Source organism: Streptomyces sp. NPDC030840 (genome assembly GCF_055572015.1).
On the sequence record NZ_JBVIEE010000001.1, the window covers coordinates 378,099 to 393,541 of the forward strand.

Below are 15,443 nucleotides of genomic sequence, written 5' to 3' on the forward strand. Positions count from 1 at the left end.
GGCGGCAGCGGTCCTTGCCGGATGTGCCGAGGACGCCGCTGCCGCCGTCTGAGGGCTCTTCGAGGGTCCAGTCCGAGGTGGAGTGGGTCTAGCGTTCGGCTCCCCGTGAGAGGCTGGACGGCATGGGGGAAGTGCTTGCCGACCAGGCTGTCCGGAGGTTTCTGGCGACGATCTGTGTCGGTGATCTCTGTAGCGGGACGGTCGCGGAGGTCACGCGGTCTGGTGTGTCGGTGATTTTGGATGGCTTCGCTGCTCGCCCGCTGGGGATGGTGGGGCCGTTGGACGGCTCCTGGGGCCGGCGTGCGGCCGAGGGTGTGGAGGTCGGGCAGCGGATCACCGCCGAGGTGACTGCTGTTGATGTGGATGAGGGCAGGGTGCTGCTGTCGACGGCGGCTACCGAGAACCCGGACCTCTGGGAGTTCCTCAAGCGCCTTCAGCCCGGCGAGACCGTGTCCGGTACGGTCGCGGCGATCGAGCGGTTCGGCGTGTTCGTGGCGCTGGACGATGGCCCCGACCACCCGGTCTTCCCGGGCGTCGGCTTCATCAACCTTCCCGAGCTGTCCTGGAGGCGCTTCGAAGCGGCTTCGGAGGTCGTTGAGATCGGACAGCGTGTCCTGTGCGAGTTCCTGCAGTTCGACACGTGGAACGGCGAGGCCCGGCTGTCGTTGCGAGCGATGCAGCCGGACCCTTTTCTGGCGTTCGCCGACAGCACTGCTGTGGGCCGGACACTGCGTGGGCAGGTCACCAAGCTGGTCCCGTTCGGCGTCTTCGTGCAGGTCGCCGACGGGGTCGAGGGCCTTGTCCATCTGCGAGAGCTCACCTGGCCGCCCGTGACGGCTCCGGAGGATGTCGTACGGGTCGGCGACCAGGTCTCGGTGGTCGTAACCGAAATCGACCGAGAGCGCCGCAGGCCGGCGCTTTCTCGACGACAGGCCTGAGGGTGCTTCGGTGCGGACTGTGTCCCGCCTGGACACGCACCATTCAGGCGGGACCCACCGGCAAGAAGCAGCTCCCCCTGACGGTCAAGAACGTCGCGGCTGAATCCAGCGGGCGCGCACTCTGACGCGCTTGGCCATCCGCTCCCTGCACGTCTCCGGAGAGGGGGTCAGGCGACCCGGCCCCCGATCCCGGAGCGTCCTTCAGGGACAGCCAGTAGGCTCACCGCCACCTGCTCGCGGGCCTGTTCGCCGAGCACGCCGACCATCGCGTCGGTGATCGCGGCGATCAGGTGCGCGGCTGCGTCCGGTACACCAGGGTGGCGGTAGGCCGCCTCTCGCAGGCTCAGTGTGACGTTCGGTGCGACTTGGCCGGTCGGCTTCCCACCGATGCCGCGCCGACGCTGGGGGATGCCGATGAGGTCGACCGCGACCAGGCGGCTGAACTGCTCGCCGTAGACGGATCCGACTGCGTCCGCGAGTCCGCGGATCAGTCCCTCTTCGACCTTCCCGTCGAGGGCGGTCTCGCTGATGTGCACGGTGAAGTGGGGCATGGTGGAATCTCCGTTCGTGCCCACGGGTGGCAGGCGGATCGATCGCCAATGTCTTTGTAAGCAAAGCAATTTTGCTGTTAAAGGTAAATGCTGGGGGTGCGTGATGGCTGGGGGTGCGTGATGGCTGGATCCGCGCGGCATGAGGCCGGAGCGGGTGACGTGGACGCCGCGGTGCGTGAGCTGCTGTTGCTCATGCCGCGGATGGCCGGCCGGGTGAAGCGCGTTCCCGTGCCCGAGGGGCTGCAGTCGCAGGCGTTGGCGCCCCGCCACCTCTCCTTGCTGTCCTATCTGTTGCTCGACGGGCCCATGACCGTCAACGATCTCGCCGCGCGACTGGAGGTGGCGCCCACCACGGTCAGCCTGATGGTCGGAGACTTGAGCGGTAAAGGCATCCTGGACCGGCACGAGGATCCGACCGACCGGCGGCGTCGGATCGTGGCTATCGCGCCCGAGCGGCACGACGCGATCGCTGCCTGGCTCGCCCCCGGCGCCGCCGCTTGGCGCCGCGTGCTCACCCCGCTGGCCCCGGCGCAGCGGCGCCTTTTCATCGACATCCTCCGCGCCTACGAGGCGGCGGTGGCGGAGGAGCGTGAGCGCTGAGACTCGTCGTTCCCTCGCCCGTGCCCGCTGGTTTCTGCCGAGCCCTGCCGATGCTTCGGTACGGGGATCAGCGGCCGGTCACTAGGCTTCTTGACCGAGGTGAGTACCGAGGTGAGTACCGAGGTGAGTGCCGAGGTGAGTGAGGCCCTTGATCGAGCAGCATCAGGAGGTACCCCCCCATGGATCGACTCGACCTGGTGAAGGACCTGAAGGAGGTCTACCGGCCGCCTGTCGGCAGGGCGGTGCTCACGCGGATCCCGGACCTCGACTTCCTGATGATCGACGGCAAGGGGGACCCGAACACGTCCGCCGACTACCGGGCGGCGGTGGAGGCGCTGTACACGGCGTCGTATGCCCTGAAGTTCGCGATCAAACGGGGCGCATCCGGACTCGACTACAAGGTCATGCCGCTGGAGGGACTGTGGTGGGTGCCGGACATGGCCGAGTTCTCCGTCGAGCGCAAGCAGGACTGGCAGTGGACGATGATGATCGCCCAACCGGCGCCCGTCACGGAGGAGTTGGTCATGGAGACGCTGGCCGACGCCAAGCTCCGCGGGAAGGCCGAGGCGCTCCCTCGGCTCCGGTTCGCTCCGTTCGCCGAAGGCCTCGTGGCTCAGATCATGCATGTGGGCCCCTACGCGGCCGAGGCGCCGACGGTGGCCGCCCTGCACGGCTTCATCGCCGAACAGGGGTACGCACTGTCCGGCAAGCACCACGAGATCTACCTCGGCGATCCGCGGCGTTGCGCGCCCGAGCGGCTCAGGACGGTGCTCCGTCAGCCGGTCACGGCCCTCTGACACCGGTGGGTTGACGGGCGAGGGCCGCAGCGGTCCTGAACCGCCAGGCCGGCCCGCGCGATGACGGGGGTCATGACTGCCGCGGGGCCGGCTCGGTCGTGTCCCTTCCGCCGTACTCGTCGTGCCAGTCCCACCATTCGTACGGCGGGGTCTGTGGATAGCCCTGGGGCGAGTCCTCCCAGGTTTCCTGCCGTCCGAGCGCGGTCATGTCCAGGTAGCTCCAGGTGCTGCCGAGCGCCTCGTCGCCGCGGGCGTCGATGAAGTAGGTGCGGAACACGCTGTCGCCCTCGCGGATGAAGGCGTTCGTGCCGTGCCATTCGGCCACACCGAAGTCGGCGTCGAAGTCGTCGGTGATCGTGTACCAGGGCATCGTCCAGCCCATTCGCGCCTTCACCCGCTCGATGTCGGGCTGCGGTGCGCGGGAGGCGAACACGAGGGTGGTGTCCCGGGCGTTGAGGTGAGCGAGGTTGCCGACGTGGTCGCCCACCATGGAGCAGCCGACACAGGCGTGGTCCGGCCAGCCGGACACCCCGGGCTCGAAGAAGGCGCGGTAGACGATGAGCTGACGGCGTCCTTCGAACAGGTCGAGCAGGCGCACCCTGCCCTTGGGCCCGTCGAACTGGTACGTCTTCTCCACCGCAAGCCATGGCATCCGCCGGCGCTTGGCGGCCAGCGCGTCACGGGCGTGGGTCAGCTGTTTCTCCTCCACCAGCAGCTGCTCGCGCGCTGCGTCCCACTCGCGCGGTGAGACGATCGGGGGTGTCTTCATGGCGACCTCCGCCTTCCCCTTCGGTCCGGGTCGTGAGCTGTGCGCTGCCCGGGAGCTCCCGGAGTACTCCTGTCTCCAGGGTCGGCCGACACCGGCACGGGTGCACGCCCAGCGCGGAAACCGGGAGGCGGGGGCCGCATCCGGACATGCCGCCCCTGCGTCTACACCGGTATGGACCTGGAGAAGTCACCCGCCGAACCGCCGGCGCGGCAGTCGCCCGAAGGGTGCCTGACCGTGGCGATCCGCGTTCCCGTGCGGATCGTGGTGCTCGTGCTGGTCGTCCCGGTGCGGATGGTGTGGGACGCGCTGGTCGTGGGCGGACGGCTGCTGAGGGACACCGTGCTGCGGCCGCTGGGACGGGCCCTGCTGTGGGTGGGACGGGCCGTGTTCGTGTGGCCGTGGGTGGCGCTGTGGCAGTACGTCGTCGTACCGGTGGGGAAGGGGGTCGCCTGGCTCGGGAACGTCCTGCTCGTCGTGCCCGCCGTGTGGGTGTACCGGTACGCGCTCACGCCCCTCGGGCACGCGATCGCCTGGGCGGCCCGCGGGGTGTGGGCCGGAGCCGCCTGGGTCTGCCGGGGCCTCGGGGCCGGGTTGGGCCTGGTGTACGCGCACCTGCTGACGCCGGTCGGGCGCGGGACCGTGTGGCTGGCCAGGGGCGTGGGGTTCGTGCTCGCCGCGTTGGGCACCGGCGTGTTCACGGCCGTGGCCTGGCTGGTGCGGTATCTGCTCGTCGTGCCCGCGGTGTGGCTGTACCGGTACGTGCTCACGCCGGCCGGGCACGGGATCGCCTGGGGCGCGGGCGGGGTCGTGTGGCTCGTACGGATGCTCCTCACCGGTGCCTGGCTCGCGCTGTACTGGACGGGGCGCGTGCTGCTCGTGCTGCCGGCGCTGGCGGTGTGGCGCTGGGTGCTGGCGCCGATCGGGCGGGTGCTGGCCGTCCTCGGGCGGGAGATCGGGGACGCGCTGGGGCACGCGTGGCGGATCGCCGGGTACGTGTCCCGGGCCGTCGGCCGGTTCCTCGGCACCCTCTTCCGGTGGATCTTCGTCGAGCCCGTCCGCTGGGCGTACCGCACCGTGCTCACCCCCGTCGGCCATGTCGTGCGGGACGTGGTCTGGCGGCCCGCCGCCGAGGTCGCGCGCGGTGTGGGCCGCGCCACGCGGCAGGCGCTGGCCTCCGCCCGTGAGGCCGCGGGGCAGGCCCGGGCCGACTTCCGGCGCATGCTCTTCGGAGAGCGGGAGCAGCCTCGGGAACCTGTCGGCCGTGAGGCACGTACTCTTGGTAGCAGTACGACCGCACTCACGAAGGACTGAGCGACACTGGGCAAGCGACAGCCCGAAGGCCCGCCGCCCGCACCAGCGGTGCAGCGCATCCGACTGCGCTACACCAAGCGCGGCCGCCTCCGGTTCACCAGCCACCGTGACTTCCAGCGTGCCTTCGAGCGCGCGCTGCGCCGTGCCGAGGTGCCGATGGCGTACTCGGCGGGGTTCACGCCGCACCCGAAGGTGTCGTACGCCAATGCCGCCCCCACCGGCACGGGCAGTGAGGCGGAGTACCTGGAGATCGCGCTCACCGAGGCGCGCGATCCCGACAAGCTGCGTGAGCTCCTCGACGAGTCGCTGCCCGCCGGGCTCGACATCGTCGACGCGGTCGAGGCCCGCACCCCGGGTCTCGCCGACCGGCTCAACGCGTCCGTCTGGGAGCTGCGTCTCGACGGGGTGTCCCCCGAGGAGGCGGAGCGCGCGGTGGCGGCCTTCGAGGCGGCCGAGACCGTCGAGGTCGAGCGCCAGACCAAGAAGGGCATGCGGGCCTTCGACGCCCGCGCCGCCGTCGCGAACCTTCAGGTGAGCCCTGGGACGCACGATCCGCAGTCCGAGACGCACAATCCGCAGCCTGATAGGCCGACCGACCAGCCCTGTGCGATACTGCGGCTGGTTGTTCGGCACGTGACGCCTGCCGTACGACCCGACGACGTCCTGTCCGGTCTCCGCGCCGTGGCCGACCTGGCGCCGCCGGTCCCCGCAGCGGTGACCAGGCTGGCGCAGGGGCTGTTCGATGAAGAGACCGGCACGGTGACCGACCCGCTCGCGCCCGACCGCGAGGCAGCAGCGACCGAGCCGCACACGGCCGGCGCGACTGCCGCCGCGACGGCGCCGGCGTAAGGAAGGTCCCGCGAAGGGACGGACGTCGTAGCGCCGCCCTCGGACTCGGGAGCCACCTGGGTCGGGCAGCGCACCGACCAGAAGACTTTCGCCAGGCCGTACGCAACATGGCGTACGGAACCGGCGAGACAGGACACAGAGAGCTCCCGTGCGGCGCCCGCGCCCCGGACGGCGGCACCGCGCACAGCGCGAGCCGCGGACGTCACCGGCAATCGCCGGGCCAGGTGCGGCGCCCGGGAGCCTGACGGGAGAACCGCCCGCATGCTCGAGCCGAACGAACCCACAGAGTCCCTGACGGACTCCGAACGCAACACTCCCAGCGACACGCTGCCGCCGCGCCGGCGCCGCCGTGCCGCGTCGCGCCCCGCCGGCCCGCCCGCGGCCGACGCCGGGACGCCCGTGGAGACCACCACCGCGTCCGCCGCACCGCCTGCGGACGCCGAGGCCCTCGCCGCCGACGAGACGGCCGCGACCACCGCGGTGGCGCGGGTCGTCGAGGTCGGGGTGACCACCGAGAAGGAGGAGGCGGTGGCCGGGGCGGCCGCCGCCGAGGAGACGGTGGCCGAGGCTGCCGCCGGGGAGGCCGTGCCCGCCCCGCGTACGCGGCGTCGGGCCACGCGGCGCGCGTCCGCGCCCGCCGGGGCCCCGGAGGCCGCCGAGACCGTCGTACCCGCGGCCGCGGAGAGCACCGAGGCCGGTCAGGCCAGTGAGGCCGGTGAGCCTGCCGAGGCCGCCGAGCCCACCGAGGCCGCCGGGATTTCCGAGTCCGTCGTCGCCCAGCCGGCTCCGGCCGTCGCCGAGGCCGCGGCTCCCGCTTCCGTTGAGGACGCCGCGCCCGCCGGGCGTACGCGGCGTCGGGCCACGCGCCGCGCGTCGGCGCCCGCCGGGGCGCCCAAGGCCGCGGAGAGCGCGGAGGCCGTCGTCGTCGCGGAGACGGCCGCGGAGAAGCCCGCCGAGGCCGAGCCCGAGCCCGCTGCCGTGGCCGCGGAGGCGACCGAGGACGCCGCTCCCCGCCGTACCCGTCGTCGCGCCACGCGGCGCGTGGCGGCGCCGGCCGGTGCGCCCACGGGCGAGGCAGCCCAGGGGACGGAGACCGGGACGGCCGAGGCCCAGGAGACCGCCGAGGCCGAAGAAGTCCAGGAGGTGGCCGTGGCAGTCCAGGCCGAAGGCGAGCCGCGTGAGGCTGCCGAGCCCGCTGGGACGGTCGAGCCCGCCGAGACCAGGACGGACGCCCAGCCGCAGACCAAGGCGGACGCCGAGCCGGAGACCGAGCCGGCGGCCAAGGCCGAGGACGTCACCGAGGGGGCCGCTCCGCGCCGTACACGCCGGCGGGCCGCCCGCAAGGCCGCCGGTGGCTTCTCCGAGCCCACGGCACGGCCCGCCGCCGAGGAGGACAGCGAGCGCGCGCAGCGCCCGGCGCGGCCGGCGGTCGCGGTGTTCCAGGCACCCGTGTTCGCAGAGCCGATGTTCCAGACGCCGGAGCGGGCCGCGGCCGCCGCTGCCGCCGAGGCGGCGGAGGAGGCCCCCGAGGCCGAGGAGTTCCCGGAGGAGGAGAGGGCCGGCTCGCGGCGTCGCCGCCGCCGGCGCGGCTTCGACGAGGAGCCCGCGGCCGTGACGACGGACGAGGCGGAGGAGACCGAGGAGGCCGAGGAGCCCGAGGTCGAGGAGTCCGCCGAGGCGGAGGAGACCGAGGGCTACGAGGCGGAGGAGACCGGAGCGCGGCGTCGCCGTCGCCGTGGTGGCCGTCGCCGTCGCCGGGGCGAGTCCGCCGAGGCGGAGGGCGAGTCCGCGGAGTCCGAGGAGCTCGCCGCCGAGCAGGCCGCGCAGGACGCCGAGGACACCGCCGAGCAGATCGACGAGGACGCCGAGGAGGCGGCCGAGGGCCGGGACGACGAGGAGCAGTCCGGCTCCAGCAGCAGCAGCCGTCGACGTCGCCGCCGCCGGCGCCGCGCGGGTGACACGGCCGTCGACACGGAGCCCGGCGAGGGCGATCCGGAGCGCACGGTCGTCAAGGTCCGGGAGCCGAGGGAAAAGCGCGGGAAGGACACCGAGCCCTCCGACGAGGTGCAGTCCATCAAGGGCTCGACCCGCCTGGAGGCCAAGAAGCAGCGCCGCCGGGAAGGACGTGAGCAGGGCCGCCGTCGTGTGCCCATCATCACCGAGGCCGAGTTCCTGGCCCGCCGGGAGGCCGTCGAGCGCGTGATGGTCGTCCGGCAGAACGGCGACCGTACGCAGATCGGCGTCCTGGAGGACGGCGTGCTCGTCGAGCACTACGTCAACAAGGAGCAGTCGACCTCGTACGTGGGCAACGTGTACCTCGGCAAGGTGCAGAACGTGCTGCCCTCGATGGAGGCCGCGTTCATCGACATCGGCAAGGGACGGAACGCCGTCCTGTACGCCGGTGAGGTGAACTTCGAGGCGCTCGGGCTCTCGGGCGGGCCGCGGCGGATCGAGAGCGCCCTGAAGTCCGGGCAGTCCGTGCTCGTCCAGGTGACGAAGGACCCGATCGGACACAAGGGTGCACGTCTGACCAGTCAGGTCTCGCTGCCGGGCCGTTATCTGGTGTACGTCCCCGAGGGGTCGATGACCGGCATCAGCCGCAAGCTGCCCGACACCGAGCGCGCCCGGCTGAAGACCATCCTCAAGAAGATCGTCCCCGAGGACGCGGGCGTCATCGTGCGCACCGCCGCCGAGGGCGCGAGCGAGGACGAGCTGCGCCGGGACGTCGAGCGGCTGCAGGCGCAGTGGGAGGACATCCGGAAGAAGTCGAAGAGCGGCGGAAGCTCGAACGCGCCGTCGCTGCTGTACGGCGAGCCGGACATGACCGTCCGTGTCGTCCGCGACATCTTCAACGAGGACTTCTCCAAGGTCATCGTGAGCGGTGACGAGGCGTGGGAGACGATCCACGGGTACGTCTCGCACGTCGCGCCCGACCTGGCCGACCGGCTGTCCAGGTGGACCTCCGAGGTCGACGTCTTCGCGACGTACCGGATCGACGAGCAGCTCGCCAAGGCGCTGGACCGGAAGGTCTGGCTGCCGAGCGGTGGCTCGCTGGTGATCGACAAGACCGAGGCCATGGTCGTGATCGACGTCAACACCGGCAAGTTCACCGGCCAGGGCGGCAACCTGGAGGAGACGGTCACCAGGAACAACCTGGAGGCGGCCGAGGAGATCGTGCGCCAGCTGCGGCTGCGCGACCTGGGCGGCATCGTCGTGATCGACTTCATCGACATGGTGCTGGAGTCCAACCGTGACCTGGTGCTGCGGCGGCTGCTGGAGTGCCTGGGACGCGACCGTACGAAGCACCAGGTGGCCGAGGTGACGTCGCTGGGCCTCGTGCAGATGACCCGGAAGCGGGTCGGGCAGGGGCTGCTGGAGTCGTTCTCCGAGACCTGCGTCCACTGCAACGGGCGTGGCGTGATCGTGCACATGGACCAGGCGACGGCCGCGGGCGGAGGCGGAAAGCGCCGCAAGCGCGGGCGTGGCGGTGCCGAGCAGGAGCACGTGCACGTGGCCGAGGTGGCGGAGTCGGCCGTGGCCGAGGTCGAGGCTGCCGAGCCGGCGGCCGAGGTCGCGGCGGAGGCCGCCGAGCCGGCGGCGTTGCCCTCGCCCGAGTTCACCCCGGACGAGGAGCTGTACAGCAGTGTCGCCGAGGCGGAGGCCGCGGTGACCCGTGGGCGCACGCGGCGGAGGGCGACGCGGAAGGTCTCGGCGCCGGCCCGCGCGCCGAAGCCGCGGTACGACGCGGAGGCCGAACCGGCGGCGGTGGAGGACCCGGTGGTGGAGACCCCGCCCGCCGTGGTGGAGACGCCGCCCGCCGTCACGGAGGAGGCTCCGGTGGTCTCGGAGGAGCCCGGGGCCGACGCGGCCGCTGTCGCGGCCGAGGCCGCGCCCAAGGGACGTACGCGGCGGCGGGCGACCCGGAAGGTGTCGGCACCGGCGGGGGCGCCTTCGGGCGAGGAGGCCGTGGTGACGGTCTCGGAACCGGCTGCCGAGCCGGCCGCGGAGCCGGCTGCCGCTGAGCCGGTGGCCGCGGCTGAGGCCGTGGGTGAGGAGCCGGCCGAGTCGGCGGCGCCCGCGCGGCCGAGGCGGCGGGCCGTGCGGAAGGCGACGGCGCCCACCGCCCCCGCGGAGGCGGCTGTCGTGGTCGTACCGGCGGCTTCGGCGGAGGCGACGCCGGACGAGGGGTCTGCTGAGGCCCCTGCCGAGGCCCCCGCGGAAACCTCTGGCGAGGAGGCCGCGCCTGCCAAGAAGGCGGCGCGGAAGGCCGCGAAGAAGGCGACCGCGAAGAAGGCCGCCGTGAAGAAGACGGCGGCCAAGAAGACGGCTGCCGCCAAGAAGACGACGGCGAAGAAGGCGACGAAGAAGGCGACGTCCAAGAAGACGGCCGCGGCGACGCAGCAGGCGCCGTCCACGGTGACGGCTTCCGCCGAGGAGGGCTGAGCCTCTCGGCGCACCGGTGCCCCGGTCCAGCGGTTCGTCCGCCGGACCGGGGCACCGGTGCGCCTGTTCGTGGGTCGGAGGCGCGTCGTGATGCGGGTGCGCCCGACTGCTTTCACGGGCGCGGGAAACTGCGCGACAAGCCACACAGGACCCGCACCCGGCCACGTACAGAACCCGGCAGACGAGACACCCCCGCAGACGAGACCCCCGCCTGACCACCGGACGCCCGTGTGGGGAATGTCATCCGGAGACAACGTGACCCTTTTGGGTGACGATGGTGAGGTTTCTGAGGGGGTAGGGGTCCAATAACCGCACGGGCCCCTTGGATCACGGGTAAGTACCTGTAAAACTCATCGAGTCACATGAATGAACTCCGGGCGGGCTCAGGGGAGAGCGCTTGCCCGAGGGGTAACGGGGAGGGGATCGCATGGCGCGCGTGCGCCTGAAGGCCACTGGGCGGCACCGTGCTGTGAAGCCGGTGAAGGGCGGGCGGCAGGCCGTGGCGCTGGCCACGGTGTTGTCGGCGGCGGGCGTGCAGACGGCTGTGACGGCGGGGACCGCCGAGGCCGCGCCCACGTGGACCGAGGGGCCCATCTTCAACGACCCGCTGGGCACCAGCGACGAACAACTCGCGATCCGTACGCGGCTGATCCAGCTGACGGACGCGGCGCTTCCGGGTTCCACCGTCAAGGTCGCCGTCTACCACGTGTGGGAGGCGTCGGTGGTGAACGCGTTGATCGCCGCCAAGAACCGCGGGGTGAACGTGCAGGTGCTCCTCGACGAGTCGAGCATCAGCGACCGGCCCGCCAACACGTCGTACAGCACTCTGAAGTCGGCACTCGGCACGGACCGCACCAAGGGGTCGTACATCGCGACCTGCCCGGTGGACAAGTCGTGTCTGGGCGACCCGAGGTTCGGGCAGTCGATCATGCACAACAAGTTCTGGCTGTTCTCGGCCGTCGAGGGTGCCACGAACGTCGTCGTGCAGACCACGTCCAACTCGACGCCCTCGGCGCACACCAAGTTCTTCAACGACGCCCTGTTGCTGCCGAACAACCCGACGATGTACGACGCGTACGCGGACTACTTCGACACGATGGTCGCCAAGGACTGGAAGTCCTGGGAGTACCGGACCGTGAGCAACGGCCTCTACAAGGCGTACTTCTTCCCGCGGGCCGGGAACACACGGGACACCGACACCGTGTACTCCGTGCTCAACAACGTCCAGTGCACCTACAGGGACACCGCGGGAGTCACCCAGAAGACCTGGGTGCGGGTGTCCATCTTCAAGATCACGCGACTGGCCATCGCGGAGAAGCTGGTCGCGCTGAAGAAGGCCGGCTGCAACGTCAGCATCGTGTACGCCGAGTCGGACAGCGCCAAGAGCTCGGGCGGCACCCCGGGTACGTGGGAGAAGATGCACACGTCCGGTGGCCCGACGGTGCGCTGCTACAACGACGACCGGGACCCGTTGAACCCCGGGCAGAAGCTGACCACGCCGTACATCATCCACTCCAAGTACATTCTCGTGGACGGGATGTACGACGGCGTGCGGAACAAGATCAGCTTCACCGGGTCGGGGAACTACACCGGGCCCGCCCTGCGGGAGAACGACGAGTCGATCGTCAAGGTCGACGACGACGCCGTGCACGACATGTACAAGGCGCACTTCAACAAGGTGATCGGGGTCGCCTACCCGGGCAAGGCGGACACCACGGACCTGTGCAAGGGCGTGAAACCGCTGCCCGCGGACGGTGAGAATCCCGTCACGTGAGAGACGCCCGTCACGTGACGAATCCCGTCACGTGAGAGCGGAGGGGCTCGGTTTGACCCCTTCGGGCGTGGCCCCGTAACCTTGACCGTCGGCGTGTCAACGGATGTTCATGGCGCGCCACATCCCCGTAAACCTCATCCTTCCGGGCGCCGGGCGTCCCGGGAGAGGCCGTTCGCGTGCCGGGCGGCTGGACTGCGGGGGTGCCGTTCCCGAGCGAGAGAGTGAGATCCGCGTGTACGCCATCGTGCGCAGCGGTGGTCGCCAGCACAAGGTTGCTGTCGGCGACATCGTTGAGGTTGACAAGATTTCCACCGCCAAGGTTGGCGACACGGTCGAGCTCTCGACCCTGCTCGTTGTCGACGGCGACGCTGTGACCAGTGACCCGTGGGTGCTGGCCGGCATCAAGGTCCAGGCCGAGGTCGTGGACCACCACAAGGGCCAGAAGATCGACATTCTGCGCTACAAGAACAAGACCGGCTACCGCCGTCGTCAGGGCCACCGCCAGCAGTACACGGCGATCAAGGTCACTGAGATCCCCACGGCTGCGAAGTAAGGGACTGAGGAGAGATGGCACACAAGAAGGGCGCATCGTCCACCCGGAACGGTCGCGACTCGAACGCCCAGCGGCTCGGCGTGAAGCGCTTCGGCGGTCAGGTCGTGAACGCCGGTGAGATCCTGGTCCGCCAGCGCGGCACCCACTTCCACCCCGGCGCGGGCGTCGGCCGTGGCGGCGACGACACGCTGTTCGCGCTGCAGGCCGGTGCGGTGGAGTTCGGCACCAGCCGTGGCCGCAAGGTCGTGAACATCGTTCCGGTCGCCTGATCGGAATTCCTCGCGAGGCGGACCTCACTTCCCGGCAGGGAAGGCGGGTCCGCCTTTCGCGTGTTGCAGTAACTGCAACACCCACACAGCAGTACCGATGACACTCGTACGTTTCTGGAGGCACTGACCATGACCACCTTCGTGGACCGCGTCGAACTGCACGTCGCCGCGGGTAACGGAGGTCACGGCTGTGCCTCCGTCCACCGTGAGAAGTTCAAGCCGCTGGGCGGGCCCGACGGGGGCAACGGCGGGCGCGGCGGTGACGTGATCCTCGTCGTCGACCAGTCCGTCACCACGCTGATCGACTACCACCACTCGCCCCACCGCAAGGCCACCAACGGCAAGCCCGGCGAGGGCGGCAACCGCTCCGGCAAGGACGGCCAGGACCTGGTGCTTCCGGTGCCGGACGGGACCGTGGTGCTCGACAAGGCGGGCAACGTGCTCGCGGACCTCGTGGGGCACGGGACCTCGTACGTCGCCGCCCAGGGCGGCCGGGGCGGGCTCGGCAACGCGGCGCTGGCCTCCGCCCGGCGCAAGGCCCCCGGCTTCGCACTGCTCGGCGAGCCGGGCGATCTCCAGGACGTCGTGCTGGAGCTCAAGACCGTCGCGGACGTGGCCCTGGTGGGCTACCCGAGCGCCGGCAAGTCCTCGCTTATCTCCGTGCTCTCCGCCGCCAAGCCGAAGATCGCGGACTACCCCTTCACGACGCTCGTCCCGAACCTGGGCGTGGTGACCGCGGGCGCGACCGTGTACACGATCGCCGACGTACCCGGACTCATCCCGGGAGCCAGCCAGGGCAAGGGCCTGGGCCTGGAGTTCCTGCGCCATGTGGAGCGCTGCAGCGTGCTCGTGCACGTCCTGGACACGGCCACGCTGGAGTCGGACCGCGACCCCGTCTCCGACCTCGACGTCATCGAGGAGGAGCTGAAGCAGTACGGCGGGCTGGGCGACCGCCCGCGGATCGTGGTGCTCAACAAGATCGACGTGCCCGACGGCAAGGACCTCGCCGAGATGGTCCGGCCCGACCTGGAGGAGCGCGGCTACCGCGTCTTCGAGGTGTCGGCGGTCGCGCACACGGGCCTGAAGGAGCTGTCCTTCGCCCTCGCCGACCTGGTGGCCAGGGCGCGCGCGGCCCGGCCGAAGGAGGAGGCGACCCGGATCGTCATCCGGCCGAAGGCCGTCGACGACGCCGGCTTCACCGTCGTGCGCGAGGCCGACGGCCTCTTCCGCGTGCGCGGCGAGAAGCCCGAGCGCTGGGTCCGCCAGACCGACTTCAACAACGACGAGGCCGTGGGCTACCTCGCCGACCGGCTGAACCGCCTCGGCGTCGAGGAGGAGCTCATGAAGGCGGGCGCCCGGACGGGCGACGGCGTCGCCATCGGGCCCGAGGACAACGCCGTCGTCTTCGACTGGGAGCCCAGCGTCACGGCCGGCGCCGAGATGCTCGGCCGCCGTGGCGAGGACCACCGTTTCGAGGGCGTACGGCCCGCCGCGCAGCGCCGCCGCGACCGAGAGGCCGAGCGGGACGAGGCGCAGCGGGAGTACGACGACTTCGAGCCGTTCTAGCCGTGCCGGCGGGTGCCCGTGCCGCGACAGGCCTGCCGCGGCACTAGACCAGGACGTTCTTGTAGAAGATGTTCGAGAGGCGCTCGCCCGGGGTCGTGTTGGAGGCGAAGCCGAAGAAGAGGCGGGGCTCGCCTCCCGCGGTGGTGTAGACGGCCATGCCCTCCGGCTCGCGGTAGCTGAGGGTGGACCCGGCCGCTGTCAGGAACTTCTCCTTCACCTGACCGGTGTTCAGGTCGACGCTCCAGAGGTACGTCGCGGGGTCGTCGTGCGTACCCGTGAGGCAGTACAGGTACTGCCCGTAAGCCGTGTACCCCTGGAAGTCCCCCGCGGATGTGATGGTGCCCGGCTGCAGGAAGTCGCTGATCAGCGGGTTGCTGAAGTCGCCGTTCGTGGCGGCGGTCAGGTCGTACGCCGTGAAGCGATGGGTGCTGGCGCCCGTCGGCCGGTAGCGCACGATCAGCCGGTTGTGCGTGGGGTCGATGGCACAGGTGTGCCGGTCCGCGACGGACACCGGTGTGAGCTGCGTGACCGCCGACGAGCCGGGGGTCAGCGTGGCGCCGTTGGTGTACTTGAAGCGGGCGAGCCGTCGTCCGTAGCCGTCCGCGTCCGCGAGGGTGTCGGTCCACAGGTAGGTCGACGAGCCCACGGCCTGCGCGCCGATGGAGACGGCGTGGCCGAAGCCCGTCAGGTACATGTGGCCGATGGTGGTCCAGGTCGACCATGAGAGCTCGGTGATGCACAGGTCACCGGACTTGTCGTCCGAACCCTCTCGCAACTGGGCCACGAACAGCCGCTGGTTGGTCTGGTCGAAGGCGAAGCTCTGCATCACGGTGCCGTTGTAGAGCGCCCGGTTCCGGTACAGGTCGTGCGAGTCCACCCCGCTCAGCTGGAACCGCTTCGACGTCGGTACGGCCGCCGACGCGGCCCCCGCGCCGTATCCGAGTCCGAGCGCGGCCAGTCCGAGGCCGCCTGTCGCGCGGAGCAGTGTGCGGCGGCTCAGGGCTTCTTCCATCAGGTCCTCCC

General features: G+C 71.0%; 13 protein-coding genes. 10 read left to right on the forward strand and 3 right to left on the reverse strand.

The window, feature by feature from the left end:
* The first annotated feature begins 122 nt into the window (after window positions 1-122).
* A complete protein-coding gene (locus ACZ49J_RS01565) occupies window positions 123-938 on the forward strand; it encodes a S1 RNA-binding domain-containing protein (protein ID WP_467455498.1) in 816 nt (271 codons plus the stop codon).
* Between the two features lie 167 nt (window positions 939-1,105).
* On the opposite strand, the gene ACZ49J_RS01570 is transcribed toward ACZ49J_RS01565, so the two are convergent.
* On the reverse strand, window positions 1,106-1,489 hold the full coding sequence (locus ACZ49J_RS01570; RefSeq protein ID WP_467455497.1) for a tautomerase family protein: 384 nt from the start codon (window positions 1,487-1,489) through the stop codon (window positions 1,106-1,108).
* 120 nt (window positions 1,490-1,609) lie between these two features.
* Here ACZ49J_RS01570 and ACZ49J_RS01575 point away from each other — a divergent pair, with 120 nt between their 5' ends.
* Window positions 1,610-2,089 carry a MarR family winged helix-turn-helix transcriptional regulator gene (locus tag ACZ49J_RS01575; RefSeq protein WP_467455496.1) on the forward strand — a complete coding sequence of 160 codons (480 nt, stop codon included), beginning with the start codon at window positions 1,610-1,612 and terminating at the stop codon, window positions 2,087-2,089.
* Between the two features lie 179 nt (window positions 2,090-2,268).
* Window positions 2,269-2,886, forward strand: coding sequence for a GyrI-like domain-containing protein (locus ACZ49J_RS01580; RefSeq protein ID WP_467455495.1), 618 nt, complete (start codon window positions 2,269-2,271; stop codon window positions 2,884-2,886).
* A 70-nt stretch (window positions 2,887-2,956) separates the two neighbouring features.
* On the opposite strand, the gene ACZ49J_RS01585 is transcribed toward ACZ49J_RS01580, so the two are convergent.
* On the reverse strand, window positions 2,957-3,655 hold the full coding sequence (locus ACZ49J_RS01585) for a DUF899 domain-containing protein (RefSeq protein ID WP_467455493.1): 699 nt from the start codon (window positions 3,653-3,655) through the stop codon (window positions 2,957-2,959).
* A 171-nt stretch (window positions 3,656-3,826) separates the two neighbouring features.
* On the opposite strand from ACZ49J_RS01585, the gene ACZ49J_RS01590 reads away from it, so the two are divergent.
* The 7 genes from ACZ49J_RS01590 (at window position 3,827) to obgE (ending at window position 14,420) form a co-directional block, all read left to right on the forward strand.
* Complete coding sequence (locus ACZ49J_RS01590; protein WP_467455492.1) at window positions 3,827-4,966, forward strand: hypothetical protein; 1,140 nt, start codon at window positions 3,827-3,829, stop codon at window positions 4,964-4,966.
* Window positions 4,967-5,014: 48 nt separating this feature from the next.
* Window positions 5,015-5,815, forward strand: coding sequence for a TIGR03936 family radical SAM-associated protein (locus tag ACZ49J_RS01595; RefSeq protein ID WP_467455490.1), 801 nt, complete (start codon window positions 5,015-5,017; stop codon window positions 5,813-5,815).
* A gap of 261 nt (window positions 5,816-6,076) precedes the next feature.
* Window positions 6,077-10,258 carry an Rne/Rng family ribonuclease gene (locus ACZ49J_RS01600; protein ID WP_467455489.1) on the forward strand — a complete coding sequence of 1,394 codons (4,182 nt, stop codon included), beginning with the start codon at window positions 6,077-6,079 and terminating at the stop codon, window positions 10,256-10,258.
* A 427-nt stretch (window positions 10,259-10,685) separates the two neighbouring features.
* Complete coding sequence (locus ACZ49J_RS01605) at window positions 10,686-12,032, forward strand: phospholipase D-like domain-containing protein (RefSeq protein WP_467455487.1); 1,347 nt, start codon at window positions 10,686-10,688, stop codon at window positions 12,030-12,032.
* Between the two features lie 232 nt (window positions 12,033-12,264).
* Entirely contained in the window at window positions 12,265-12,585 is a 321-nt protein-coding gene (gene rplU / locus ACZ49J_RS01610) for a 50S ribosomal protein L21 (protein ID WP_003990208.1), read from the forward strand.
* Window positions 12,586-12,599: 14 nt separating this feature from the next.
* Window positions 12,600-12,854: a 50S ribosomal protein L27 gene (rpmA, locus tag ACZ49J_RS01615; RefSeq protein WP_030051735.1), complete on the forward strand. Its 255-nt coding sequence runs from the start codon at window positions 12,600-12,602 to the stop codon at window positions 12,852-12,854.
* 129 nt (window positions 12,855-12,983) lie between these two features.
* Complete coding sequence (gene obgE / locus ACZ49J_RS01620; RefSeq protein WP_467455486.1) at window positions 12,984-14,420, forward strand: GTPase ObgE; 1,437 nt, start codon at window positions 12,984-12,986, stop codon at window positions 14,418-14,420.
* A gap of 43 nt (window positions 14,421-14,463) precedes the next feature.
* Here obgE and ACZ49J_RS01625 read toward each other — a convergent pair whose 3' ends face one another.
* Window positions 14,464-15,432, reverse strand: coding sequence for a phage baseplate protein (locus tag ACZ49J_RS01625; RefSeq protein ID WP_467455485.1), 969 nt, complete (start codon window positions 15,430-15,432; stop codon window positions 14,464-14,466).
* Window positions 15,433-15,443 lie beyond the last annotated feature (11 nt).

Coding starts and splice junctions, on each gene's coding strand:
- ACZ49J_RS01605 (WP_467455487.1), top strand. CDS start 10,686: ATGGCGCGCGTGCGCCTGAAGGCCACTGGGCGGCACCGTGCTGTGAAG.
- ACZ49J_RS01570 (WP_467455497.1), bottom strand. CDS start 1,489: ATGCCCCACTTCACCGTGCACATCAGCGAGACCGCCCTCGACGGGAAG.
- ACZ49J_RS01580 (WP_467455495.1), top strand. CDS start 2,269: ATGGATCGACTCGACCTGGTGAAGGACCTGAAGGAGGTCTACCGGCCG.
- obgE (WP_467455486.1), top strand. CDS start 12,984: ATGACCACCTTCGTGGACCGCGTCGAACTGCACGTCGCCGCGGGTAAC.
- ACZ49J_RS01565 (WP_467455498.1), top strand. CDS start 123: ATGGGGGAAGTGCTTGCCGACCAGGCTGTCCGGAGGTTTCTGGCGACG.
- ACZ49J_RS01625 (WP_467455485.1), bottom strand. CDS start 15,432: ATGGAAGAAGCCCTGAGCCGCCGCACACTGCTCCGCGCGACAGGCGGC.
- ACZ49J_RS01575 (WP_467455496.1), top strand. CDS start 1,610: ATGGCTGGATCCGCGCGGCATGAGGCCGGAGCGGGTGACGTGGACGCC.
- ACZ49J_RS01590 (WP_467455492.1), top strand. CDS start 3,827: ATGGACCTGGAGAAGTCACCCGCCGAACCGCCGGCGCGGCAGTCGCCC.
- ACZ49J_RS01585 (WP_467455493.1), bottom strand. CDS start 3,655: ATGAAGACACCCCCGATCGTCTCACCGCGCGAGTGGGACGCAGCGCGC.
- ACZ49J_RS01600 (WP_467455489.1), top strand. CDS start 6,077: ATGCTCGAGCCGAACGAACCCACAGAGTCCCTGACGGACTCCGAACGC.
- rpmA (WP_030051735.1), top strand. CDS start 12,600: ATGGCACACAAGAAGGGCGCATCGTCCACCCGGAACGGTCGCGACTCG.